This window comes from Rhodococcus sp. USK10 (genome assembly GCF_019378875.1).
Classification (GTDB): domain Bacteria; phylum Actinomycetota; class Actinomycetes; order Mycobacteriales; family Mycobacteriaceae; genus Rhodococcus_F; species Rhodococcus_F pseudokoreensis.
Genome location: NZ_CP076048.1, coordinates 238,577 through 257,861 on the forward strand (window position 1 = coordinate 238,577; position 19,285 = coordinate 257,861).

At 67.7% G+C, this 19,285-nt stretch carries 24 protein-coding genes; 8 read left to right on the forward strand and 16 right to left on the reverse strand.

What is annotated here, in order from left to right; translation table 11 throughout:
• Positions 1-25: 25 nt before the first annotated feature.
• Together I1A62_RS07925 and I1A62_RS07930 are read right to left on the reverse strand one after the other, a co-directional pair.
• Positions 26-1,084: an S-adenosylmethionine:tRNA ribosyltransferase-isomerase gene (locus I1A62_RS07925; protein ID WP_219458432.1), complete on the reverse strand. Its 1,059-nt coding sequence runs from the start codon at positions 1,082-1,084 to the stop codon at positions 26-28.
• Complete coding sequence (locus I1A62_RS07930) at positions 1,081-1,788, reverse strand: SDR family oxidoreductase (protein WP_219458433.1); 708 nt, start codon at positions 1,786-1,788, stop codon at positions 1,081-1,083. Before I1A62_RS07930 ends, I1A62_RS07925 begins: the two co-directional genes overlap by 4 nt.
• Before the next feature lie 224 nt (positions 1,789-2,012).
• Between I1A62_RS07930 and I1A62_RS07935 the strand changes: the two genes are divergently transcribed.
• Complete coding sequence (locus I1A62_RS07935) at positions 2,013-2,333, forward strand: hypothetical protein (protein ID WP_124393796.1); 321 nt, start codon at positions 2,013-2,015, stop codon at positions 2,331-2,333.
• Between the two features lie 21 nt (positions 2,334-2,354).
• Here I1A62_RS07935 and I1A62_RS07940 read toward each other — a convergent pair whose 3' ends face one another.
• The 5 genes from I1A62_RS07940 to I1A62_RS07960 form a co-directional block, all read right to left on the reverse strand.
• A complete protein-coding gene (locus I1A62_RS07940) occupies positions 2,355-3,014 on the reverse strand; it encodes a class I SAM-dependent methyltransferase (RefSeq protein ID WP_219458434.1) in 660 nt (219 codons plus the stop codon).
• Positions 3,015-3,026: 12 nt separating this feature from the next.
• Positions 3,027-3,548 (reverse strand): hypothetical protein, encoded by a 522-nt coding sequence (locus I1A62_RS07945; RefSeq protein ID WP_219458435.1) that lies wholly within the window; start codon positions 3,546-3,548, stop codon positions 3,027-3,029.
• Positions 3,545-4,132: a hypothetical protein gene (locus I1A62_RS07950; protein ID WP_219458436.1), complete on the reverse strand. Its 588-nt coding sequence runs from the start codon at positions 4,130-4,132 to the stop codon at positions 3,545-3,547. The genes I1A62_RS07945 and I1A62_RS07950 overlap by 4 nt, the downstream gene beginning before the upstream one ends.
• A gap of 597 nt (positions 4,133-4,729) precedes the next feature.
• A complete protein-coding gene (locus I1A62_RS07955) occupies positions 4,730-5,473 on the reverse strand; it encodes an RES domain-containing protein (protein ID WP_219458437.1) in 744 nt (247 codons plus the stop codon).
• Positions 5,470-5,862 carry a hypothetical protein gene (locus I1A62_RS07960; RefSeq protein WP_124393791.1) on the reverse strand — a complete coding sequence of 131 codons (393 nt, stop codon included), beginning with the start codon at positions 5,860-5,862 and terminating at the stop codon, positions 5,470-5,472. The genes I1A62_RS07955 and I1A62_RS07960 overlap by 4 nt, the downstream gene beginning before the upstream one ends.
• Positions 5,863-6,352: 490 nt before the next feature.
• Here I1A62_RS07960 and I1A62_RS07965 point away from each other — a divergent pair, with 490 nt between their 5' ends.
• A complete protein-coding gene (locus I1A62_RS07965) occupies positions 6,353-7,387 on the forward strand; it encodes a Gfo/Idh/MocA family oxidoreductase (RefSeq protein ID WP_219458438.1) in 1,035 nt (344 codons plus the stop codon).
• 16 nt (positions 7,388-7,403) lie between these two features.
• Here I1A62_RS07965 and I1A62_RS07970 read toward each other — a convergent pair whose 3' ends face one another.
• Complete coding sequence (locus I1A62_RS07970) at positions 7,404-8,213, reverse strand: alpha/beta fold hydrolase (protein ID WP_257890722.1); 810 nt, start codon at positions 8,211-8,213, stop codon at positions 7,404-7,406.
• 349 nt (positions 8,214-8,562) lie between these two features.
• Between I1A62_RS07970 and I1A62_RS07975 the strand changes: the two genes are divergently transcribed.
• A complete protein-coding gene (locus tag I1A62_RS07975) occupies positions 8,563-8,808 on the forward strand; it encodes a hypothetical protein (protein WP_257890723.1) in 246 nt (81 codons plus the stop codon).
• On the opposite strand, the gene I1A62_RS07980 is transcribed toward I1A62_RS07975, so the two are convergent.
• The gene (locus I1A62_RS07980; RefSeq protein WP_219458439.1) at positions 8,799-9,281 is read right to left on the reverse strand and encodes a DUF6194 family protein; all 483 of its coding nucleotides are present in this window, start codon (positions 9,279-9,281) and stop codon (positions 8,799-8,801) included. The genes I1A62_RS07975 and I1A62_RS07980 overlap by 10 nt on opposite strands.
• Before the next feature lie 77 nt (positions 9,282-9,358).
• On the opposite strand from I1A62_RS07980, the gene I1A62_RS07985 reads away from it, so the two are divergent.
• Entirely contained in the window at positions 9,359-10,108 is a 750-nt protein-coding gene (locus I1A62_RS07985) for a TioE family transcriptional regulator (RefSeq protein ID WP_219458440.1), read from the forward strand.
• On the opposite strand, the gene I1A62_RS07990 is transcribed toward I1A62_RS07985, so the two are convergent.
• Positions 10,059-10,673, reverse strand: a complete 615-nt coding sequence (locus I1A62_RS07990; RefSeq protein WP_219458441.1) for a bifunctional 2-polyprenyl-6-hydroxyphenol methylase/3-demethylubiquinol 3-O-methyltransferase UbiG — start codon at positions 10,671-10,673, stop codon at positions 10,059-10,061. The genes I1A62_RS07985 and I1A62_RS07990 overlap by 50 nt on opposite strands.
• Positions 10,674-10,802: 129 nt before the next feature.
• Here I1A62_RS07990 and I1A62_RS07995 point away from each other — a divergent pair, with 129 nt between their 5' ends.
• Entirely contained in the window at positions 10,803-11,222 is a 420-nt protein-coding gene (locus tag I1A62_RS07995; RefSeq protein WP_219458442.1) for a nuclear transport factor 2 family protein, read from the forward strand.
• 13 nt (positions 11,223-11,235) lie between these two features.
• On the opposite strand, the gene I1A62_RS08000 is transcribed toward I1A62_RS07995, so the two are convergent.
• Positions 11,236-12,339 carry a substrate-binding domain-containing protein gene (locus I1A62_RS08000; protein WP_257890724.1) on the reverse strand — a complete coding sequence of 368 codons (1,104 nt, stop codon included), beginning with the start codon at positions 12,337-12,339 and terminating at the stop codon, positions 11,236-11,238.
• Positions 12,340-12,476: 137 nt separating this feature from the next.
• On the opposite strand from I1A62_RS08000, the gene I1A62_RS08005 reads away from it, so the two are divergent.
• Together I1A62_RS08005 and I1A62_RS08010 are read left to right on the forward strand one after the other, a co-directional pair.
• Positions 12,477-13,841, forward strand: a complete 1,365-nt coding sequence (locus I1A62_RS08005) for a hypothetical protein (RefSeq protein ID WP_219458443.1) — start codon at positions 12,477-12,479, stop codon at positions 13,839-13,841.
• Positions 13,841-14,830 (forward strand): glutamate ABC transporter substrate-binding protein, encoded by a 990-nt coding sequence (locus I1A62_RS08010; RefSeq protein ID WP_219458444.1) that lies wholly within the window; start codon positions 13,841-13,843, stop codon positions 14,828-14,830. Before I1A62_RS08005 ends, I1A62_RS08010 begins: the two co-directional genes overlap by 1 nt.
• 8 nt (positions 14,831-14,838) lie before the next feature.
• On the opposite strand, the gene I1A62_RS08015 is transcribed toward I1A62_RS08010, so the two are convergent.
• The 3 genes from I1A62_RS08015 to I1A62_RS08025 form a co-directional block, all read right to left on the reverse strand.
• Entirely contained in the window at positions 14,839-15,252 is a 414-nt protein-coding gene (locus I1A62_RS08015) for a hypothetical protein (RefSeq protein ID WP_124393781.1), read from the reverse strand.
• Positions 15,253-15,328: 76 nt separating this feature from the next.
• On the reverse strand, positions 15,329-16,087 hold the full coding sequence (locus tag I1A62_RS08020) for a haloacid dehalogenase type II (RefSeq protein WP_124393780.1): 759 nt from the start codon (positions 16,085-16,087) through the stop codon (positions 15,329-15,331).
• Positions 16,088-16,169: 82 nt separating this feature from the next.
• A complete protein-coding gene (locus tag I1A62_RS08025) occupies positions 16,170-16,613 on the reverse strand; it encodes a DoxX family protein (RefSeq protein ID WP_124393779.1) in 444 nt (147 codons plus the stop codon).
• A gap of 219 nt (positions 16,614-16,832) precedes the next feature.
• On the opposite strand from I1A62_RS08025, the gene I1A62_RS08030 reads away from it, so the two are divergent.
• On the forward strand, positions 16,833-17,282 hold the full coding sequence (locus tag I1A62_RS08030) for a DUF5990 family protein (RefSeq protein ID WP_219458445.1): 450 nt from the start codon (positions 16,833-16,835) through the stop codon (positions 17,280-17,282).
• Between the two features lie 9 nt (positions 17,283-17,291).
• On the opposite strand, the gene I1A62_RS08035 is transcribed toward I1A62_RS08030, so the two are convergent.
• Complete coding sequence (locus I1A62_RS08035; protein ID WP_257890725.1) at positions 17,292-18,695, reverse strand: CHASE3 domain-containing protein; 1,404 nt, start codon at positions 18,693-18,695, stop codon at positions 17,292-17,294.
• Between the two features lie 161 nt (positions 18,696-18,856).
• On the reverse strand, positions 18,857-19,279 hold the full coding sequence (locus I1A62_RS08040; protein ID WP_219458447.1) for an MmcQ/YjbR family DNA-binding protein: 423 nt from the start codon (positions 19,277-19,279) through the stop codon (positions 18,857-18,859).
• Positions 19,280-19,285 lie beyond the last annotated feature (6 nt).

Consider the following 19,285-nt stretch of genomic DNA (forward strand, 5'->3'; position numbering starts at 1 on the left):
TACGGCGTCGCATCCGATCGGGCGATCACCACCGCAGCAACAGCGCGCTGTCCCCGAACTCGTGCCACAGATATCCGCGCGCGAGTGCCTCGTCGTAGGCGCGTCGGACGGCCGCCGCGCCCACCACCGATTCGAGCAGCATCAGGTGGGAGGCCCCGGGCGCGTGCCAACCCGTGATCAACCCGTCCACCACGCGGGCCGGCCGCGCCGCGCTCAACACCAGGTTCGTCCAGCCCGCGCCCGCCACCGCCAGCCCGTCCGGCGTTGCCCGGGTCTCGAGTGCCCTGGTCACTGTGGTGCCGACCGCGATCACGCGGCCGCCCACAGCGCGGCGATCATTGATCAGTCGCGCCGTGTGCTCCGGCACCTCGTACCGCTCGGGGATCGGCGGCTCCCCACGCTCGGGCGAGGACACACCCGTGTGCAACAGGATCGGCGCCGTCACCACCCCCGAGGTCGCGAGATCGGTGACCATCGGATGCGTGAACGGCCTGGCGGCGCTGGCCATCTCGGCGCTCCCACGGGTGCGGCCGAAGATCGTCTGGTAATAGGACAGCGGCCAGCGCTCATGGACGTACGCGTACGTGATCGGACGGCCCGCGGTGGCGAGCAGTTCCGTCGCCACGTCCGCGACGCCCTCGACCGAGGCCCGCCACAGCCGGGACGAACCACGGGGCCAGGGCTCCCGGAGTGTCGCAACGGCGCCTCGCGGCAGACCGATCCGCGTTCCCGCCCCGACCGAATCGAGGGCTCCCGATACCGGACCCGGCGCTCGAACCTCGACCGCCCAGTCCCCGCCCTCGAGTTCGGTGGAGAAGTGCACGACCACCGGTCCCACCGTGTCGACGGTGCCGTCCACTGCCGCGGCCAGCGTCGCCGACGCGTTCACGACCACCACATCACCAGGCCGGAGAAAGCGCGGCAGTTCGCGAAAAGCGCTGTGCACCACGGTACCCCGGTCGGACACGAGCAACTTGACCGAGTCGCGCAGCACGCCCCGCTCCTCCGGCGGGCCGCTCGCCTCCAACCGCTGCGGCAGGACGAACCGGAATTCGGTCACCGAGTGACTGCCTGTCCGGGTCACGACGACACTCCCGTGTCGGCAGCCGCAAAGTCGGATGCACGGTACCGGCCGCTGGGTGGTCTCGTATCGAGCAGCCTCAGCAGGGCCGGGACCACGGTCTCCGGCTCGGGCCGATCCGAGATGTCCTCGCCGGGGAACGCCGCCTGATGCATCGCCGTGCGCATGTCGCCGGGATCGAACGCGTAGACCGCGAGGTCGGGTTCCTCGAGTGCCAGAACCGCGGTCGCGTGGTCGAGCGCCGCCTTCGCCGCGCCGTAGCCGCCCCAGCCCGCATAGGCCTCGACCGCGGCGTCCGACGAAACGTTGATCACGGTGCCGTCCGCGGCCCGTACCTGCCCGATCAGCGCGGCGATCAACGCGAGCGGGGCCAGCACGTTCGTCGCGAAGACCTGGGCCAGTGCGTCCTCCGGGTACCGGGTCAGGGCGGGCATCGGGCTCGGCCCGAGCGCGCTGGCATTGTTGACGAGCAGGTCGAGTCGTCCCCGCGCCGCGATCACCTCGGCGATGCGGTCGCGATGCCGCGGATCCGTCACGTCACCGGGGACGGCGGTGATGGCGATCCCCCGCGAGGCGACCCGATCGAGCGGTTCGACCCGCCGTCCGGTAACGATCACCTCCCAGCCGCGCTCCGCGAGCGCGAGTGTGCTCGCCCGTCCCAATCCTGCCGATCCCCCAGTGATCAGCGCTGTTCTGGTGCCGTTCATCGCAGACTCCTTGCCTCCAGTGACTTCTGGCACCATCCTGAAACCTGAAGTCCACTTCATGTCAAGGGCTGCTGTCCTGCGGGGCGCCCGCACCGAGGGGTGGGATTCCGGGGTCGAACGGACGATAATGAGTCCCTACCCTGAGACGAATGCGCCGCGTGCCACGACCCGCCTGGAAGCGTGCGAGCCGAACCCGGCGCCGACCGAATCGAGAGTGACTTCGCATGAACACAGTCGCAGTGCGCTCGGCGATCGCAGCAGCCGCTGCATTCGCCGCCTTCGCCGCACCCGGTATCGCGGCCGCAGCACCGAACCTCCACGGGGATCCGAAGACTCCCGGCACCCAGGTTCAGGTGGAGAGTGAGCCGGGCGACTCGAACAGCTACACCTGTGGGGCGGTCGGCGTCGCGGGAGCCGGCGTCGGATCGAATTCCTCCGGTGGCGCCGGTTCGGTCAACGGCGCCTATTTCGGACCCGGCCCCGTCCAGGGCGGCTGCGTCGGTAGCGACGGGTCGGTCTACTTCCCGACCGGCAACGCCGAGTAACAGCGCGCCCGCACGCGATATCTAGATCCGCGTGACGGTCGCGAGCCAGGCCGGTGCGCCGTCGACGTGGAATCGCGTGTGAATCCGGACCGGTTGGATGGCTGTGATGGTCCATCCGGCTCCGGGGTTGAACGCTGCTCTCAACTCCTCCCGGCTGACGGGGTGCGGGCCGGTATCGGGTCCGTCATCACTGAAGCACAGCACGTACAGGGTTCCTCCAGGCTCGGTCACCGAGGCCAGACTCGCCGCGTAGCCCGGCCGCTCGCCGGCGTCGAAGGTGTGGAACAGTCCGCAGTCCAGCACTGTCACGAACCGGCGTCCCAGCGTCTCCAGCCGGAGTGCGTCGGCCGCGGCGAACTCTATCTCGATCCGACGATCCTCGGCCTTCGCCCGGGCGATCGCCAGCGCCGTCTCGGCCACGTCCACGCCCACAACCGACAGTCCCAGCGCGGCGACGTGAAGTGCGTTTTCGCCGGTTCCGCAGCCCGCGTCGAGGACCGCTCCGGCGAATCCGCCCTCGGATGCCACCCGCACGATCGCCGGCTGGGGTCCGTCGATATCCCAGGGCGCACGGCCCTCGTGGTACGACTCGTCCCACGGCAGACCCGTAATCCGCTCGTGACTGGTCGGTTCCCGACCGCCGAACGAATCGCCGGCGAGAGGTCCTGATTGCTCCGACACCACCTGTTTCGCTCAGAGTTCAAGCAGTCGCTGGAAGAACTCGCGATAGCGCTTCAGCGCGAGACGGAGGTCCTCCGTCGAGCCCTCTTCGCCTCGGGCCCACTGCTCTTCGAGCCGCGAACGAGCCTCCGAGAATCCGGTCGTGATCCGGTCGACGACGTCGGACACGAGGCCGTCCGCCTTCTGTACGCACTCTCGGGGATCGTCGACGAAGCCCGACTGAACCTCGTCCCAGCGCAGGCGCAGAACCGAAAGTTCGTCCTCGGCGAAAAGTGCCCGCCCGCCCGACGTGTCGGCGTTCTGTGCGGGCGGTTGGGATCCCGCGGCCGACGCGGGTCGGGCTTCCCCCGCCGAGTCCGGGACCTCCGCCGACCGCTGGGCCGCCTTGGGCTGTGCGGCGGCAGCCTCGGGAGCAGATTCGGTTGCTCCCGTGGGTGATCCGGTTGCCTCGGTCGCCGAGGCCGGGGCCTCGGTGGACGTTTCGACACTCCCGGCCGGGCTGGCGCCCTCGGGTTGCCCGTGTGGGGTTGTCATGCGCGTGTCTCCTTCGGCTTGTCCTTGTTCGGCTCGTCTTTGTTCTCATCCGTCTCGAGCAACTTCTCGAAAAGCTCGCGGTAGTGCACGAACGCCTCCCGCTGTTGCTCCGTACCGATCTCGCCCTGCTCCTGCGCGAGATAGATGCCGTGCGCCGTGCGGTAGTTCTCGACGACCTTCGGGTGGTCCACCGAAATGTCGGCCGCGCGCTGATCGAAGTCGTCGATCGGGTAGCCACGTGCGCGCATGACGTGGATCACGAGCCGGTCCGCAGCGGCGACCGCGCTCGACGGGTTGTCGACGAACTCGATCTGAACCGTCCGCCACGAATCGGCGTACTTCGCTCGCGCCTCGGGTGGCAACGGGACGATGTCGAGCTTCTCCCGCTTTCGTTCGCGGGCGGCGAGTTCCTTCTCGGCGGCGCTTTGGTCGCCCACCTCACCTACCGTCCGCTCGTATTCGGGGCCGAACCGTCCTTTCAGCCTTTCCGTCCTCTTGCGACTGCTGATCGAGCGGGAAGCGATGATCGCCAGCACCGCGATCACGACGAGCACCGCAATCAAGATCCATCCCCAAACAGGCATCTCCTCAGACCTCCTCGTCCCTCGACCGTGTACCCCGACGGCTCATTCGAAAACGGCACCGGTCCGCGGCTGCGAGAAGGGGCACGGAATGATCACCGCGGTCTGTGCCATGGTCCTCGGTGTGCTTCGCGGGGGGCCGGACCTGGCGGACCGGTAGCGCAAACGCCAGTCGGAACGAGCGCGTGTCGCCGAGGTCGCTGCCGGCCTCGACCGCTTCCCATGGTTGGTTCTCGACGACCTCGCCGAGGCACGTCACCGGCCCATGTACCGACATCGTCGGCAGGGGGACGAGGAGGTCATGTCGTTCATCACGGCCCGCGAGCGCGCCACCCCCGGTGCGGACTCGGTTCGCTAAGATTCAGCGGCACCGCGAAAGCGGTGCCGCTGCCGTTCAGGCAGCTCCGATTCATCTGTTGCGCAGTCTTTTCTGTGCCCTAGAGTCACTCGCATGGTCGACCGTCTCGAGCAGACCGTCGGCGAGGAGGCGAGCACTGCCGTGGCACAACAGAATGCGCATCAGGTGTGCAGGGTGTGGGCGAATCCAGCTCGAGCCCCGACACGTGTTGATGTCCGAAAGCGACGGTGCCGCCTGGGGACTCAGTGGTCCCAGACCAGGTTGTGCAGTCGCATCGCTTCGATCAGGTCGCGATCGTCCTCGCGGACAGGACCGAAATCCAGTGGGGTGACCTTGCTGCCGACAGCCCCGTCGCCCGGGCGTTCGTACAGCGCCCACAGCGCGAGATTGTCACCGTGCCGGGAGTCGAACTGGATCCCGGCCACCGGATCATTGTCCAGGTCGGTGAGGGTATTGATCCACTGTGAGATCGCCTGGGTCAGGGCGCGCGGCCGGCCGTCACGGATCGCGGCGGTGTCGAGGTCGGCGAGCCCGAGCCGGATCGCGTGTGCACGGAAGATGGTCCGCAACGTCGCCATCGTTTCGGTGTCGCCGGGAACGACGAACCATCCGCTGATCACTCCGCTTCCGGTGACGCGGGCCGCCATCCACGACCGCGGTACCCGCCCCGGCGCGATGGTGGGCCACTCGCCGCCGTCGTTGTCGACGATCTCGTCGAGTGCCACGCCGAGCTCGTCGCTCTTGCGTGCGTAAGCGAGGACTTCGAGATAGCAGGCGAGGCGGGTCGCGCCAATGTACAGGGTTCGCCACACTCCGGCCGGGTCGTCCCATCGGCCGGTGAACCGGCCGTCGGTGGCGTACACCCACGGGGTCCACTCCCAGGATGTCGGTGGGTAGCCGACCCGGTAGGCGGCGGCGCCCTGGACGTGGACGCAGCAGACCGGGCCGCGTGGGGTGGGGGTCAGTTCGCGGGCGTGTTCGCTCATCCGACCGCCGCGAACTGACGTGCCGCTGCGAGAACCTTCGGTCCGACGTCGTTGAGGTCGCCTTCGCGCAGCATCAGCGCCGGTGGTTGGTCGTCGAGGATCGGGTTCAGGCCCTGGAACCAGGTCTGCGCCACGGCAGGGGTGTCACGCTCGGCGATCAGCCTGGCGGCACGGTAGGCGATGCGGAGTCGTTCGACATCGGTTTCGTTGTTGATAGTGCGGGTGCCCTCGGCCCATTGCCGGACGGCCCGGGTCTCCTTGACCTTCCCGAGGTATGCGACCAGCTTGGCGCCGAGCAGTCCCCGCAGCTCCGTGACCAGCTGCGATTGTGTCATACGGGCAGCGTCGTTGTACGCGGCGAGGTCGGGTCGTGGGTGTGCGGCAGTCATGAAATCCACCTCCTAATCACATGGTAAATCACATACTCAGTGCCGTCCATACTCCCATACCGCTGACCACTATCACCCCCACTGCCCGGGCCGCGCCGCTCGTTGTGGAACTTGCCGCTGGTCCTCGGCACCGGGCGATCGGCTACCTGGCCGGCGCACTGGTGCCGGCCATCCCCGCTCCACCGCCGCGGTACAGTTTCCCACCTCGTCTTCCCACCTCGTCCCGGATCGAGGTGTCCCGGTGGGGCGCGAGGAAGCGGCCGGCCGTCAGGTACGTGACGTTCGCGAACTCCGACCCCCGCCCGCGGCCTCCCGGAGAAGGCCCTCGAACAAGTCGCCGTGAGGGAACTCCATTCCTGGCCTCGCCGGTGACGGTGGAGGGAAATCGGTGGTGGGAGTGCACGCTTCCGCCAGTCGTGCTGGCGGTGCTCGTGGCGCCGGGGTTCGCAGTCCACTAGATTGTACGAATGTCTTAACATAGACTCGCGGCATGACCGTAATGATTGGAATTGTCGGGTACGGCCTCGGTGGCCGGTATTTCCACGCGCCGTTCATCGAGGCGGCGGAGGGAATCGCGCTGGGCGGCATCGTGACCCGGTCCGCCGAGCGCGCAGCCCTGGCCGCCGCCGACTTCCCCGGAGTGCCGGTGTTCGCGAGCCTGGGCGAGCTCGTCGATTCCGGTGTTGATGCCGTCACGATCACCACGCCACCGCAGACGCGACGCGAACTCGTGCTCGAGGCGGTCGGGCGGGGTGTGCACGTGGTCGCGGACAAGCCGTTCGCACCGGATGTCGCGACGGCCTGCGAGTTGATCGCCGCCGGCGACGAAGCCGGGGTGCTGCTCAGCGTTTTTCACAACCGTCGGTACGACGCCGATATCCGCACGCTGAAGTCGGTGCTGCCACGGCTCGGCGACATCTGGCGTGTCGAGTCGCATTTCGATCTGGACGGTGCCGACACCCTCGAAGCGGGCCCGACCGGTGGGCTGTTGCGGGACATCGGCGCACATGTCGTCGACCAGATGCTGTGGTTGCTCGGTCCGGCCGAGCGGGTGGACGCACATCTCGATTACGTCGACCGGCCGGAGGGACGCACCGACGCCGGCTTCGTCGTCAACATCACCCACCGCAGCGGCGTCTATTCGACCGTCTCGTCGACCAAGGTCAACCATCTCGAGGGGCGGCGGCTGCGCGCGTTCGGCAGTGCCGGCAGCTATGTGGCGGACGGCACGGACGTTCAGGCGCAGGCGCTGTTCGCGGGGAGTCGGCCCGTCGACGATCCGACCGGGTGGGGTCTCGAACGACCGGAACGGTGGGGTGTCCTGCACACGGCGCAAGGACCGGAAACGATCCCGTCGCAGCGGGGTGCGTATCAGGACTATTACACCGAGTTCGCGGCGGCAGTGGCCGGCGCCGGCCCGCAGCCGGTTCCGGCGCGCACCGCACTCGGCACCATCGCGGTGCTGGCGGCGGCACGCGAGGCCGCCGAAACCGGCCGCACGGTCGTCGTGCCACCCGTCGACTGACCGTGCGGCGCGCGGCTCAGCTTGCTGCGGAGAGGAATTCGGCGACAGCCGTGTTGAACGGATCCGGTCGCTCCATGTTCGTCGCGTGGCCCGCCCGCGGGATGACGGTCGACGCCCCCTTCGGACCCAAGGCCGCGGCCGCCTCCGCGTGTGCCGACGGCCAGAATTCGCTCTCGGAACCGGCGACGAAAAGCACGGGAAGGTCGCTCGAGCGGATCGTCGGACGCCAATCGCGTTTCGCGTGGTCGTTCAACAGAGCGAGTTCCGGTTGCGACAGTTTCCAGTCGACACGGCCCATCGCGGCGACGAAGCGGACCAACCGCATGCCACGCTTCCAGATCGGGGTGCCGTGGCCGGTCGAGGGAATTCCGTCCGCAAAGTACGTGTCTACCTCGTCCGGTCCGTAGCCGTAGAACCCGTACTCCCAGTCCGGTGTGTTGAGCATCCTCGGAGTTTGATCGACCACGACCGCGGCGCGAAGCCGCCCCGTGCCGTACGTATCGACGTACGACCAGATCGTATTCCCGCCCATCGAGCCACCGATCATCGCCGCATCCTGCAGGTCGAGTTCGTCGAGGAGCGCGTGCACGTGGTCGGCGCGTGTCTGCATCGTCGTTCCGTGCGGCATGGCCGGAGCCGTCCCGTGGCCCGGCAGATCCACGGCGACGACGCGGTGGCCGGCCCGCGTCAGGGACGGGATCTGATAGCGCCACGAGGTGGCGGGCGCTTTGAACCCCGCCAGCAAGATCACGGTCGACGAGGACCGGCCGCCGTTACCGTGCACGGTGTAGTCGATTCGAGCACCGCCGGATTCGATGGATGGCACTGCGTCTCCCGTCGCCCTCCTGCCAGGCGGCACGGTGCCCGCCTGCGTCACTGCGACGGTAGTACAGGGCGAGGGAGCAATCCATGGAGAACTTCTCCACTGCACAAGGACTTCTGTGTGGAGTTCGGCCCGGAGGTATCAGCCCGCGACGTCTGCAGAATTACTCGACCGCCCGGTGTAACGTTCCGGGCCCTCGCAGACACCATTCGAGTAGCTGTGGACGTCGGGTCCACGCATTCGGACAGGACACTTGAAAATGCACACCTCACTTCCCCACGAGGCTTCCCACGCGTCGAATCGTTCGGGCGCAGTGAACACGCTCCGTCGAGTCCCGCTGCGGAACCGGCTCGTGACGGTCGTTGCCGCCGCCGCTCTCGCCGTCATCCCTGTCGGGGCGGCCACCGCCGTCGCGGCGGCGACCGAACTCCCCGCAACGACGGTCTCCGCGCCGACCATTCCCGGCGACCGCGGAGACAACGGTGACGGCCCCCGCCATGATCGGCAGCGCGATCAACGGCAAGAGCGCAGGGACCAGGGCATGACGCTCGACGAACTCCTCGTCGGGTGGAACAGCAGCCAGATTCATCAGATGTGACGACGCACGGCATCCGCTTTTCGCTCGTACCGCGAACGGGCGAGGGTGTATGCCGTGCACAGCAACTCGCGCGCGAGTTCACCGGTGCGGGGGCCGGGATTCACGACTGCCAGCCATGCTGCGGAGCCGTACACGGGATGGGCGATGACCGTGTCGGGCGCGCCGGCGTCGACGTCGGCGGACCCTTGTTCTCGCGGTGCGTGACCGAGCGCCACGATGAACGCCTCCCTCCCGGCGTGGATGTTCACTCGGAATGCCCCCGCACGGTCGAGCCGCGAATCTTCGTCGCCCGGATAGTTCTTGGTGACGATCGTGGCGAACGGCTGGGTCGTCGTCGGTACGACCCCGTCCGGTGAGTAGTAGAAGAAGGTGTCGCCCCAGCTGATTTCCGGCGAGCCGTCGCCCGGGACCGGCCGGAGGGTGAGGACGTCGTCGAGACCTTCCACGAAGTGGATTATGTCGTCTATCGTCATGCTTCCAGCGTTTCATTGAAGTGCTCGTGGAGACCTTGTGGAGCACGTGCAGGAGAAACAGGGGGTCGAGTCTCCACATGCAGAATTTCCGGACCGTGGACGTGGCCCGCCGTGCCGGGTGCTCCGTCCAGCAGATCCGCAACCTCGAACGTGACGGTGTGCTGCCTCCCGCGGCCCGCACAGCCATCGGATACCGGATCTACACCGAGGTGCATCTGCAGTGCGCGCTGGCCTATCGCGAGCTCGCCGTCGCCGCCGGTCCGGTCGAAGCGAAGCGGATAGTTCGCAGCGTGCACACGTGCCCGGCCTCGACGACGGTCGCTCTCCTCGACGCCGCACACGCCCGGCTCCACACCGAACGCGCCGAACTCGCGCTGGCGAAGAAGGCCGCCGCGGTGATCTCCGCCGAGCCCATCGAGGACGTGCGAGCATCCGACTGGATGGGCGTGGCCGAACTCGCCGCCGCGCTCGGCATCCGCTCGTCCACGTTGCGACACTGGGACACAGAGGGACTCGTCATCCCCGATCGGAACGCACCCACGGGAGCGCGCCGATACTCCCCGTCCCAGGTCCGCGACGCCCGCATCGTGCACCAGTTACGTAAAGCCGGTTACCGCATCGCACCCCTCCGCGCCGTGATGGCACAACTGCGGCGCGCACGCGGATCGGGCGACATCGACGCCGCGCTCGCCATCCGCGACGAGACCCTCACGACCCGCTCGAGAGCCCTGGTCGACGCCACCGCCGCGCTCGCCGGACTTCTACGACCGTCCGATGTCAGTCCGCGCGGGACAGCACCGCCACCAGAAAGTCGGAGTCGTCGGTGAACGGACGCAGATCCCACGTCGAAAGCAGCAGATCCGCCCTCAGACCGTTGTCTGCGGCGTCCGCGAGGAATTGCGGGAACTCGTAGCCCCGGTCGGCGCCGAACCCGACGATCACCCGGCCGGTCGCGGCGAGATGAGCAGCGAATCCCGCCAGTACCGACTCCCGGGTCGACGGCGCCAGGAACGTCATCACGTTGCCCGCACACACGATCACGTCGAAATCGGCCGCGACGCCGCGGGAGGGCAAATCCAACTCCGCGAGGTCACCGACCAGCCACGTCGGGCCGGGGTGATCCTCCTCCGCAACGCCTATCAGCACCGGATCGACGTCGACCCCGACCACGTCATGACCTGCATCGTGCAGATAGCCACCGAGCCGGCCCAGTCCGCACCCCGCATCGAGAACCCGGCCGCCACGGCCCAGCATCGCGTCGACCAGCCGGGCCTCGCCCACGATGTCCTGGCCCTTCGCCTCCATGGCCCGGAACCGCTCGACGTACCACGTCGAATGACCCGGGTCGGCCGCGGTGATCTCCTCCCACCGGCTGGGGGTGCGCTCGCTCATTGTCGATTCCTCCTCGATCCGGCCCGCTCGGCGAGCCAGTGCCACCGTAGCGAACCCGGTTCTCGCGAAGGGTCTCGGTCAACGGGACGCCGCGGCCCACCCCGCCTGTCCTCCGGGGAGGATTCAGCCATGAGCGAGTCCCTTCCCGACCGCGTCCAGATCACCGACCGCCTGCACGTCGTGGCAACCCTGCTCGACACGAAGGACTGGCCGGGGTTCGCCGCGACCCTCACCGACGACACCGTGGCCTACGGCCGGACGGGGCCCGCCGACGTCGTCGCGCGTGTCCGCTCCCACCTCGATGTCTGCGGCGCCACCCAGCACCTGCTCGGCAACATCCGCATCGACCTCGACGGCGACACGGCACGCACGACGTCCTATTTCCGGGCATTTCACGTCGGTCTCGGCGACCGCGCCGGCGCGACGTACGAATGCCTCGGCGAATACCGGGACCAGTGGCGGCGCGGCCCGTCGGGCTGGTTGCTGTCGGGGCGGGTGATCGATGTGCGCGCCGAGATCGGCGACCGGAGTGTCATCGCGCCCCGCTGACCGGTCGTACGGCTCAGTCGTGCTCCCGGCACACCGTCGAGTCCGGATCCGGTGCGCAGATCTGCTGCCAGGTGTAGAAGCCGGAGTTGACCACCACGTGGAGGTTGTCCTTCGTGATGTTCTGCACGGGCAGGAACACCGTCGGCACCGCCATGTATTGATTGTCGATCGTGCCGTTGATCATGTTGTCGGGTAGGTCCTCGCCGTGCAGGATCGACGTGGTCAGCTGTGCGGCGACCTTCGCCTGGTCGGACAGGTTCTTGAAGATCGTGTTGTCGAGGGAGCCCTGTGCGATGAGTTGCAGCGCACCGAGATTGGCATCCTGTCCCCCGGTGACCGGTATCCGTCCGGCCAGCCCGCGGCCGGCCAGGGCGGCGACGATTCCGCCCGCCAGGTCGTCGTTCATGGTGACGAACAGGTCGATGTCGTTGTTCTCCCGGGTCAGGCATTCGTCCGCGAATGCCTGACCTTCGGCCGGGTCCCAGTCGTCGATCGTGGTCTCGCAGACCACGCGGATCTTGCCGCTGTCGATGAGCGGCTGCAGATACTCGTTCTGACCGAGCAGAAACTGGCGGGTTCCGTACTCACCCAGATTGCCCTGCACCCTGGCGACCTTCAGACCGTCGCCGGGCATCGCGGCGATCAGATCCGCGGCGCGACTCCCCTGTCGTCGTCCGACCTCGAGCGGATCGAAGATCACCTGAACCTCCGCCGGTCCGCCGACCGCGTCGTGGTCGTAGAGCACCACCGGAACGTTCGCGTCGGCGGCGGCGGTCAACGCTCCTCCCGAGAATCTCGCATCCGCGGAGATCAGCACGAGCACCGACGCGCCGTCCGCGATCGCCGACTCGACCTGGCTCTGCTGCCGGCCTGGATCGCCCTCGGCGTTGCGGACCGTCACGGTGGCCTTGGGCGCGAACAGTTCGAGGAAGTCGGTGAACAAGGGCTCGTCTCGCTCGATGAACCGGGTAGTCGTGGTGTTCGGCAGGAAGAAATAGACCTTCTTCGCCCCGTCGTCGCCTGGCGGCGGGGCCGCGCACGCCCCGAGCACCATCGCGGCGACCGAGGCTGCGACACCGAACGCGCGCACTCTTGCGCTCACGACGCTCGTCTTCATGATCCGAGGACCTCCAGGCTGATCATGCCTCATCTGGGCATACCCGCGGGCGCGGGCGGCTACGCGCGCTCGTCGATGCTTTCGGTGTTTTCCGGCACCGATCGGCGCACACTGAGTGCAGGGATGAGGAGGAGTGGGTGTTCGACCAGGACCGCGGCACCGTATCCAGCGGAGAGCGTGACACTTCGCCGGCGGACGAGCACCTCCTGAAAGAATCCCTGCTCGTCGAACCCGACATCCGCCGACGCCCGTGGCGCGAATTCCTGGAGTCGACGCCCGGGCGTCTGTCCGTCCTCGCTGTCGTCCTCGTCGCGGTGGCGCTGACGGCCGGTGTCGTGATGTCCGCCGTGATCAATGCGCGACAGCAGCGAATGGAAACCCTTCGCGCCCATACCGAACCGCTGGCGGACGCCGCACAGAACCTGTTCAGCTCGCTGTCGATCGCCGACGCCGCCGCGACGTCGTCGTTCATCGCGGGCGCCATCGAACCGCTCGCGGTCCGCGACCGGTACAACCAGGCGATCGGCGACGCGTCGAACGCACTCGTCACCGCGTCGTACGGCGTCACCTCCGGTGATGTGGACTCGCTGCGCCTGCTCACCGAGATGTCGCGGCACCTCGCCGTGTACACGGACCTGGTGGCGACGGCACGGTCCAACGACTCCGCGGGAAATCCGGTCGGGGTGGCGTACCTGGGAACCGCGTCGGCTCTGATGCAGGACACCATCCTGCCGCTGGCCGAACGTCTCTACAACGATCAGGCCGGCGCCGTGGCCGACACCCAGTCCCACACGGCGCGACTGCCCGTCACTGCAATCGTGGTTGCGTCGGCGGGGGTCGTCGTCCTCGCCGTCGCGCATGCGTACGTGGCGCATCGAAGTCGCCGTCGGGTCAATCCAGGGCTTGCGTGCGCGACGGTCCTGCTCACTGCGCTCGTCGTGTGGATCGTGGTCGCGGGGCTGTTGTCGACATCGGCGAGCGAACGCGCGCGGATCGACGGCGCCGAGCCTCTCGCGGCGGTCACGAAGGCGCGGATCCTCGCGCAGCAGGCCCGCGCGGACGAGACGCTCGGACTGCTCCGGCCCGGTTTCGATCCGGCAGGCAGCGACTACACCCGGCACACGGATGCCCTGACCGCGATTCTGAACTCGGACGCATCACCGGATGCCGTCGACGTACCGGCGATCGACGATGCGTCCGAAAGTTTCGAGGGATGGCGGAACGCGCACCGGGAACTGCAGCGCAAGCTTGCGGACGGCGACTACCAGGGTGCGGCGGACGTTGCGGTCGGCCCGGGATCGACGGCGTCGACGGCCCAGTTCCGGGCCCTCGACGAATCGCTCGAAGATGCCATCATCGCGCTGCGGGCCGAGGAACTCGACGCGATGCGTGAGTCGTACCGGACGATGGCAGCGCTCGCCGTGGGTGCCGTCGTGCTCGCCGTTTCCGCGGCGCTCGCCGTGATCGCGGGGATCGAGCCCAGAGTGAGTGAGTATCACTGATGGTGCGACCTTTCCACGCACGACGGCCGGGCCTCACCCGGCGGCTCGGGAGCCTCGCGTTCGGAACTGTGCTGATCGCCGGTTGCGGGGCGCCCGATGCACCCACCCCGATGTTCTCCGGAGACTTCACGGAGTTCCCCGTGTCCGTCGGCGCCCGGATCATCGAACCGGCCGAATCGCCGCCACCCGCCACGGAGCCGTCGTCCTGCGCACCGACGGCGAGCCTTCGTCCGGGGATTGCCGGCATCGGCGGCACTCTCGACGAGATCCGGGCCCGCGGAACCCTGATCGTCGCCGTCGATCAGAACACCAACCTGTTCAGCTTCCGCGATCCGACTACCGGCACCCTCACCGGCTTCGGCGTCGACGTCGCGCGGGAGGTCGCCCGCGACCTGCTCGGCGACCCCGGCAAGGTCGAATTCCGCCCACTCGGTTCCGACGACGGAGCCGACATGCTCGCGCACGGGGACGCGGACCTGATCGTGCGCCCGATAGCACTGCCCTGCGAGAGCCCCCAGGATCTGGCCTTCTCCACGGTGTATCTGGAGACGCCCCGCCGACTCATCGTGCGGGACGGGTCCGGGATATCCGAGCCGGCGGACCTGGCACGGCGACGGGTCTGCACGCACGACGATCCGGCGTCCGTGTCGGCGCTGTCGCGCATGGCCCCCAAAGCCACGATCCTTGCCGTACCCGACTGGGACGACTGCCTGATGGCCATCCAGCAACGGCAGGTCGACGCCGTCGTGGGTGCTGCCCTTCTCGCCGGCCTCGTTGCCCAGGACCCGAATCTCGACATCGTCGGTCCCGACTCCGATTCCGCCCGGTATGCCATCGCCCTCGCGCCCGGCAACGACGACCTGGTCCGGTTCGTCAACGGCACATTGCAGCGAGTGCGCACCGACGGAACCTGGACTGCCCTCTACGATCGCTGGCTGTCGCCGCTCGGCCCGGCGCCCGCACCGCCGTCCCCGGAGTACCGGGACTGACTCCGCAATTACCGGGCGACCTCGGGATCATCGTCGGCAACTGTCTGCGGAAGGCCGGTCCCCATCGGGTCGAGCAGGGCTGTCGTGCGGGCACCCCACCGCTCGTGCGCGGACTGCCGGGTCATTCCGGCGGCCTTCCCGATCGTTGCCCACGTCGCGCCCTGAAAACGCAGTCCGAGAACGGTTTCGATGCCGTCCAGCCCGGCGGCCAGCTGGATGCGAAGACTCAACAGATGCCAGGCCAGGGTGCGCTGGTTCGGAATGTCCGTGTTCTGCTCGGCATCCCATTCCGCCGTGCCGGGAAGCGGCCCGGTGCCGATGATTTCGTCGGCGTAACGGCTCGCTTCGGCTGCCGCAGCCGTGATCACGGCACGCGCAGCGGCGTCGATATCGGCACTGACTGCACGGTCTACGAGTTCCATGTCGATCTCCCATTTTGTCAGGACAAGCCTGACAGAAGCTGGCATCGACGTCAAGTATCACCTGACACGTGCCGAACTACCCGGGCGATGCCGCGCAGAGCTGGGCTGCGAGATCGGTGATACCGGTCGCCGAGATGTCCCAGCTGCCTGTCGGCGCGAGATCGGTCGTCTGATGGGGTCCGTGTTCGAGGCGGCGGAGAATGAATGCTGTCGCCAGGCCCGCAGCCTGTGCGGCTTCGAGGTCGCCGTTGTGTGCGGCCGCGAGCATGACTTCGCCCGGGTGGAGACCGAGAAGTTGCGCGGTGTGCAGATAGGCCCGGGGATGCGGCTTGTAGATCCGGTTCATATCGGAGCCGATGATGACATCCCACGGGATTCCGGCATTCTTCGCCATGTCGAGCAGCAGAGAAGTGTTGCCGTTCGAGAGCGGACCGATGATGTAGTCGGACCGGATTGCGGTGAGACCGGGCACGCTGTCGGGCCACGGAGTGAGCTCGTGCCATGTGCGCGAGAGCTCGTCCAGCTCTCCAGCGTCGTGATCCGAGGGGTCGATGCCCGATTCGAGGAGCGCGGCGTCGAGGTTTTCGCGGTGCAGGGTATCGAGCGTCACGAACTCGCGGGCGCCGGACCGGATGGGTTCCATCGACGGCTGGTAGCGGTCCCGCCACCGGTCGGCGAACGCGGCTGCGTCCAACTCGAGCCGATGGCGTTCCGCGTAGCCCGCCACAGCGGAGGCGATATCGGTGCGCCAGTCGACGACGGTGCCGAACGTATCGAACAGCACGGCACGAATACTGCGTCCCGTCGACGGGGACCGGAACCGCACACCACCCATGAGGCGCCCTTTCGCTCGAACACACGACGTCGCACCACAATAGGCGCGGCGACTCGTCGTCACGAGTCGCCGCGCGGATGGTTCAGGCGCGCCGAACGGGCATGATCGAGCGCACCAGCGGGTCGCGGAGGTACAGCCCGCCCCACACGAATATGCCCACATAGATCGGGAACAGGGTGGTACTGACGATCGGTTGCTCGGTGAGCATGTTGGTAGCGACCGCTCCACCGAGGTATCCGGTGAGCAGCACGGCGCCCAGGATCGAGGTGATGGGCACGATGTAGAGAATCAGACACACCAGCAGAACCACCCCGATCACGCGGTTGAGGTTCTCGGCGAAGCCCAGTTCTGCCATCGCCTCACGCACCATCTGGGTGTTCGCGATGTGGATGAGCGAGTCGAAGAGGAGAAACAGCACCGCGAGTGCGCTGACGACGAGCCCTGCGACTCGGGCCTTCTTCGTCGTTCCGTCCGTGGGCGCGGGTGTCGCGGCGGACGCTCCGGTGGCGGGAGGTGTCGTGGTCATGAGATTTCTCCTTGTTGTTCAGGAAGCTGCAGACCGCCGGCCTGAAATTTCTGCCGTCGATGTAGCGCGGCAAATTGTCCGCTCCAACACGCTTCGTGGGTCCTCACACCAGTACAGACCGGAGGTGACGGGAAAACTCACCGCAGCGGGGCGAACTTGGTGCGCCACCCACTCTTCGACCGCCCGCACAGAGGTTCTTACGGGTGGTTGGATGGACTGGTGCAACTCGTGATCGAGGCAACCGACCTTCCCGGATCGTCGTGCCCGCCGGGGGCCGATTTCCCCGGCTACGACAACATCCATGTGGCCGTGCAGCGCCGCGGCGCTCCCGGCGATCTTCTCGACATGCATCCAGGGGACGCGACCACGGCCCGCTGGGTTCTCGAGTGCAAGACGACCCCGACGCCGACGGGTCTCGACATCACCGGTCCGTACGTACAGGGCCGCCCCGGCGGGCGCTTCGTCTACCTGTCGTGGGGGTCGATCGGCCGAGATGGCGAATTCGACATGTTCCGGCGGGCCAAGTTGATGTGGGACGGGGTGGATCGGGCCACCGCGGACGCGGCGGCGGCGGCTGGACGCATCACTGCGCGACTCGGACTCACCGACGCCCGCGGGAATCCCCTGTGCGCTGCAGTGCGACCGCCGTTGATCGAGTGGTCCGCGTAGCCATCGCGATCAGGACGCGGGCACTTCCCACTCGACCACTGTCCCCGGCGCGCCGTCGCGGATGACGGCACGACCGCCGAGTTGCGCGGCTCGGTTGCAGATGTTCGCCAGCCCGTGCCCCCGGATGACGTCCGCGCCCATCCCTGTACCGTCGTCGGTCACGCTCAACGCCAGACGGTCGTCGTCGGCGGCGACCATCACACGGCACGATGTCGCATGGGCGTGACGGGCAACGTTGCTCAGGGCCTCGCGGAGCACCGCCTGAAGTTCCGGACCGGCGTCGTGGCCCGAGAATTGGTCGACCGGCCCGTCCAGGCACACGTCGGGAGTGAAACCGAGTGCGGCCGTGCTGCTCTCGACGATTTCACCGACCGCCGCACTCAAACTTGCGGACCCGTTCGACAGCTCCGTCGCACCGATCTGTAGGTCGAAGATGACCGCGCGCAATCCGCGAACGATGCTGTCGGTTTCGTCGATCAGCGGATCCAGATCCGTGGCGAGGCGGGGATGCCGTCGAGCCAGGGAGGTCAATGCCAGCCCCAGCCCGAACACGCGCTGAATCGTCAGGTCGTGCAGATCGGCCGCCATCCGGGTCTGTTCGTCGTGGCGGGTTCGTTCGTGTTCCGCCCGCACCAGTTGCCGGTTCTGGGTGAGCAGACTGGTCCGCATGGTGTCGACGGCGCCGCCGATCATCGACACTTCCCTCGGCCCGTCGGTGCCGATTTCCCGCTCGTAGTCGCCCTCGGCCACCGCGCCGATATCGGCGACGAGACGCTCGATCGGCCGGGTCAGCAATCGTCGCGTTAGATACAGGGAGGCTATCGCGGTGCCGATCGCGAGAACGAACGCGAGGGCGGTCGCGACATTTGCCATGATCTGCGCCGAGCGAACCCGATCGACCTGTTCGGTCACCCGTTCATCGGTCAGGGCATCGAGGTCCTGAAGCTGTGAACGCAGCCCGTCGAACAATTCCTTGCCCGTGGCAGTCATGGCCACGACCTGCTCGTCCGCTATCTCGTCGTTGCGACGAGCGAGGATCTCCGGCTCACTGGCCTGCGCGGTCCAGGTGTTCGCCGCCTCGACGACCGCGTCCAGCGTTGCCGAAGCCTTGGCGTCGCCGGCAAGCAGCGCGTTCAGATCCGACAGGGACGCGGCCGCGGCGTCCCTGCCTGCGTCGTACGGTTCGAGGAAACTGGGATCACCGGTCAGCACGTAACCGCGCTGCCCGGTCTCCTGGTCCACATAGGCGGTCGTCAGATCCGACACGGCATGCTGCGCGGGCAGGAGGCGCTCGGAGAGTACGTTCTCGGACGCACGAACCACCAGTCTCCCGTACACGGAAAACGCGGCAGAAACGGCGAACAGGGCCACGAGGATCCCGATCGCCAGCCACAGCAACGTCCGCAACGACATCCGCCTGGCATTCGCAGTCCGACCCGACATGGTCAGCCTCTCACCCGTTCCGGACACGGGATCGGGTGCCCGGACAGCCCGACCCCGCCGGTTTCCACACTATTGCGCCCGGCCTACGCCGCGTAACCGATTACCGAGTCCGATCGCCGCCGGATCCTGGGTCACGCGGGAGGGTGCGTGCCGAGCCAGGTTGCTGCCCTGCGCGCCGACGCGCGCGAGAGCCACGCATCCTGAACGAGCTCCACCAATTCTTGCCGGGACAACTCGCCGATGCGGCTCCCCCGCAGGAGCACCGACAGGTGGCCGTCGAAGTGTGGGGTGGTGAAGAACGGTGTCGCGCGGTCGCGGACCAGCGCCTGCTTGTCGGCTTCGGACGGCACCCAGAACACGATCACGTCGTCGTAGCGTTCCCCGGTGTCGGGGTCCGTCGCATCGGGTCGGGGATTGCGGAAGAACACGAACGACTTGCCTCCGACCTGGTAGACGGGATTGCCGCCAGGGCCGTGGGTGACGGTGACGTGAGGCATGCCGAGAGCCGATTCGTGCACGTCGTCGACCCGTGCCGCCCGGCTACCGATTCCCATCTCACA

Coding starts and splice junctions, on each gene's coding strand:
- I1A62_RS07930 (WP_219458433.1), bottom strand. CDS start 1,788: ATGAACGGCACCAGAACAGCGCTGATCACTGGGGGATCGGCAGGATTG.
- I1A62_RS07935 (WP_124393796.1), top strand. CDS start 2,013: ATGAACACAGTCGCAGTGCGCTCGGCGATCGCAGCAGCCGCTGCATTC.
- I1A62_RS07945 (WP_219458435.1), bottom strand. CDS start 3,548: ATGACAACCCCACACGGGCAACCCGAGGGCGCCAGCCCGGCCGGGAGT.
- I1A62_RS07950 (WP_219458436.1), bottom strand. CDS start 4,132: ATGCCTGTTTGGGGATGGATCTTGATTGCGGTGCTCGTCGTGATCGCG.
- I1A62_RS07955 (WP_219458437.1), bottom strand. CDS start 5,473: ATGAGCGAACACGCCCGCGAACTGACCCCCACCCCACGCGGCCCGGTC.
- I1A62_RS07960 (WP_124393791.1), bottom strand. CDS start 5,862: ATGACTGCCGCACACCCACGACCCGACCTCGCCGCGTACAACGACGCT.
- I1A62_RS07965 (WP_219458438.1), top strand. CDS start 6,353: ATGACCGTAATGATTGGAATTGTCGGGTACGGCCTCGGTGGCCGGTAT.
- I1A62_RS07980 (WP_219458439.1), bottom strand. CDS start 9,281: ATGACGATAGACGACATAATCCACTTCGTGGAAGGTCTCGACGACGTC.
- I1A62_RS07985 (WP_219458440.1), top strand. CDS start 9,359: ATGCAGAATTTCCGGACCGTGGACGTGGCCCGCCGTGCCGGGTGCTCC.
- I1A62_RS07990 (WP_219458441.1), bottom strand. CDS start 10,673: ATGAGCGAGCGCACCCCCAGCCGGTGGGAGGAGATCACCGCGGCCGAC.
- I1A62_RS07995 (WP_219458442.1), top strand. CDS start 10,803: ATGAGCGAGTCCCTTCCCGACCGCGTCCAGATCACCGACCGCCTGCAC.
- I1A62_RS08000 (WP_257890724.1), bottom strand. CDS start 12,339: ATGAAGACGAGCGTCGTGAGCGCAAGAGTGCGCGCGTTCGGTGTCGCA.
- I1A62_RS08010 (WP_219458444.1), top strand. CDS start 13,841: ATGGTGCGACCTTTCCACGCACGACGGCCGGGCCTCACCCGGCGGCTC.
- I1A62_RS08015 (WP_124393781.1), bottom strand. CDS start 15,252: ATGGAACTCGTAGACCGTGCAGTCAGTGCCGATATCGACGCCGCTGCG.
- I1A62_RS08020 (WP_124393780.1), bottom strand. CDS start 16,087: ATGGGTGGTGTGCGGTTCCGGTCCCCGTCGACGGGACGCAGTATTCGT.
- I1A62_RS08025 (WP_124393779.1), bottom strand. CDS start 16,613: ATGACCACGACACCTCCCGCCACCGGAGCGTCCGCCGCGACACCCGCG.
- I1A62_RS08035 (WP_257890725.1), bottom strand. CDS start 18,695: ATGTCGTTGCGGACGTTGCTGTGGCTGGCGATCGGGATCCTCGTGGCC.
- I1A62_RS08040 (WP_219458447.1), bottom strand. CDS start 19,279: ATGGGAATCGGTAGCCGGGCGGCACGGGTCGACGACGTGCACGAATCG.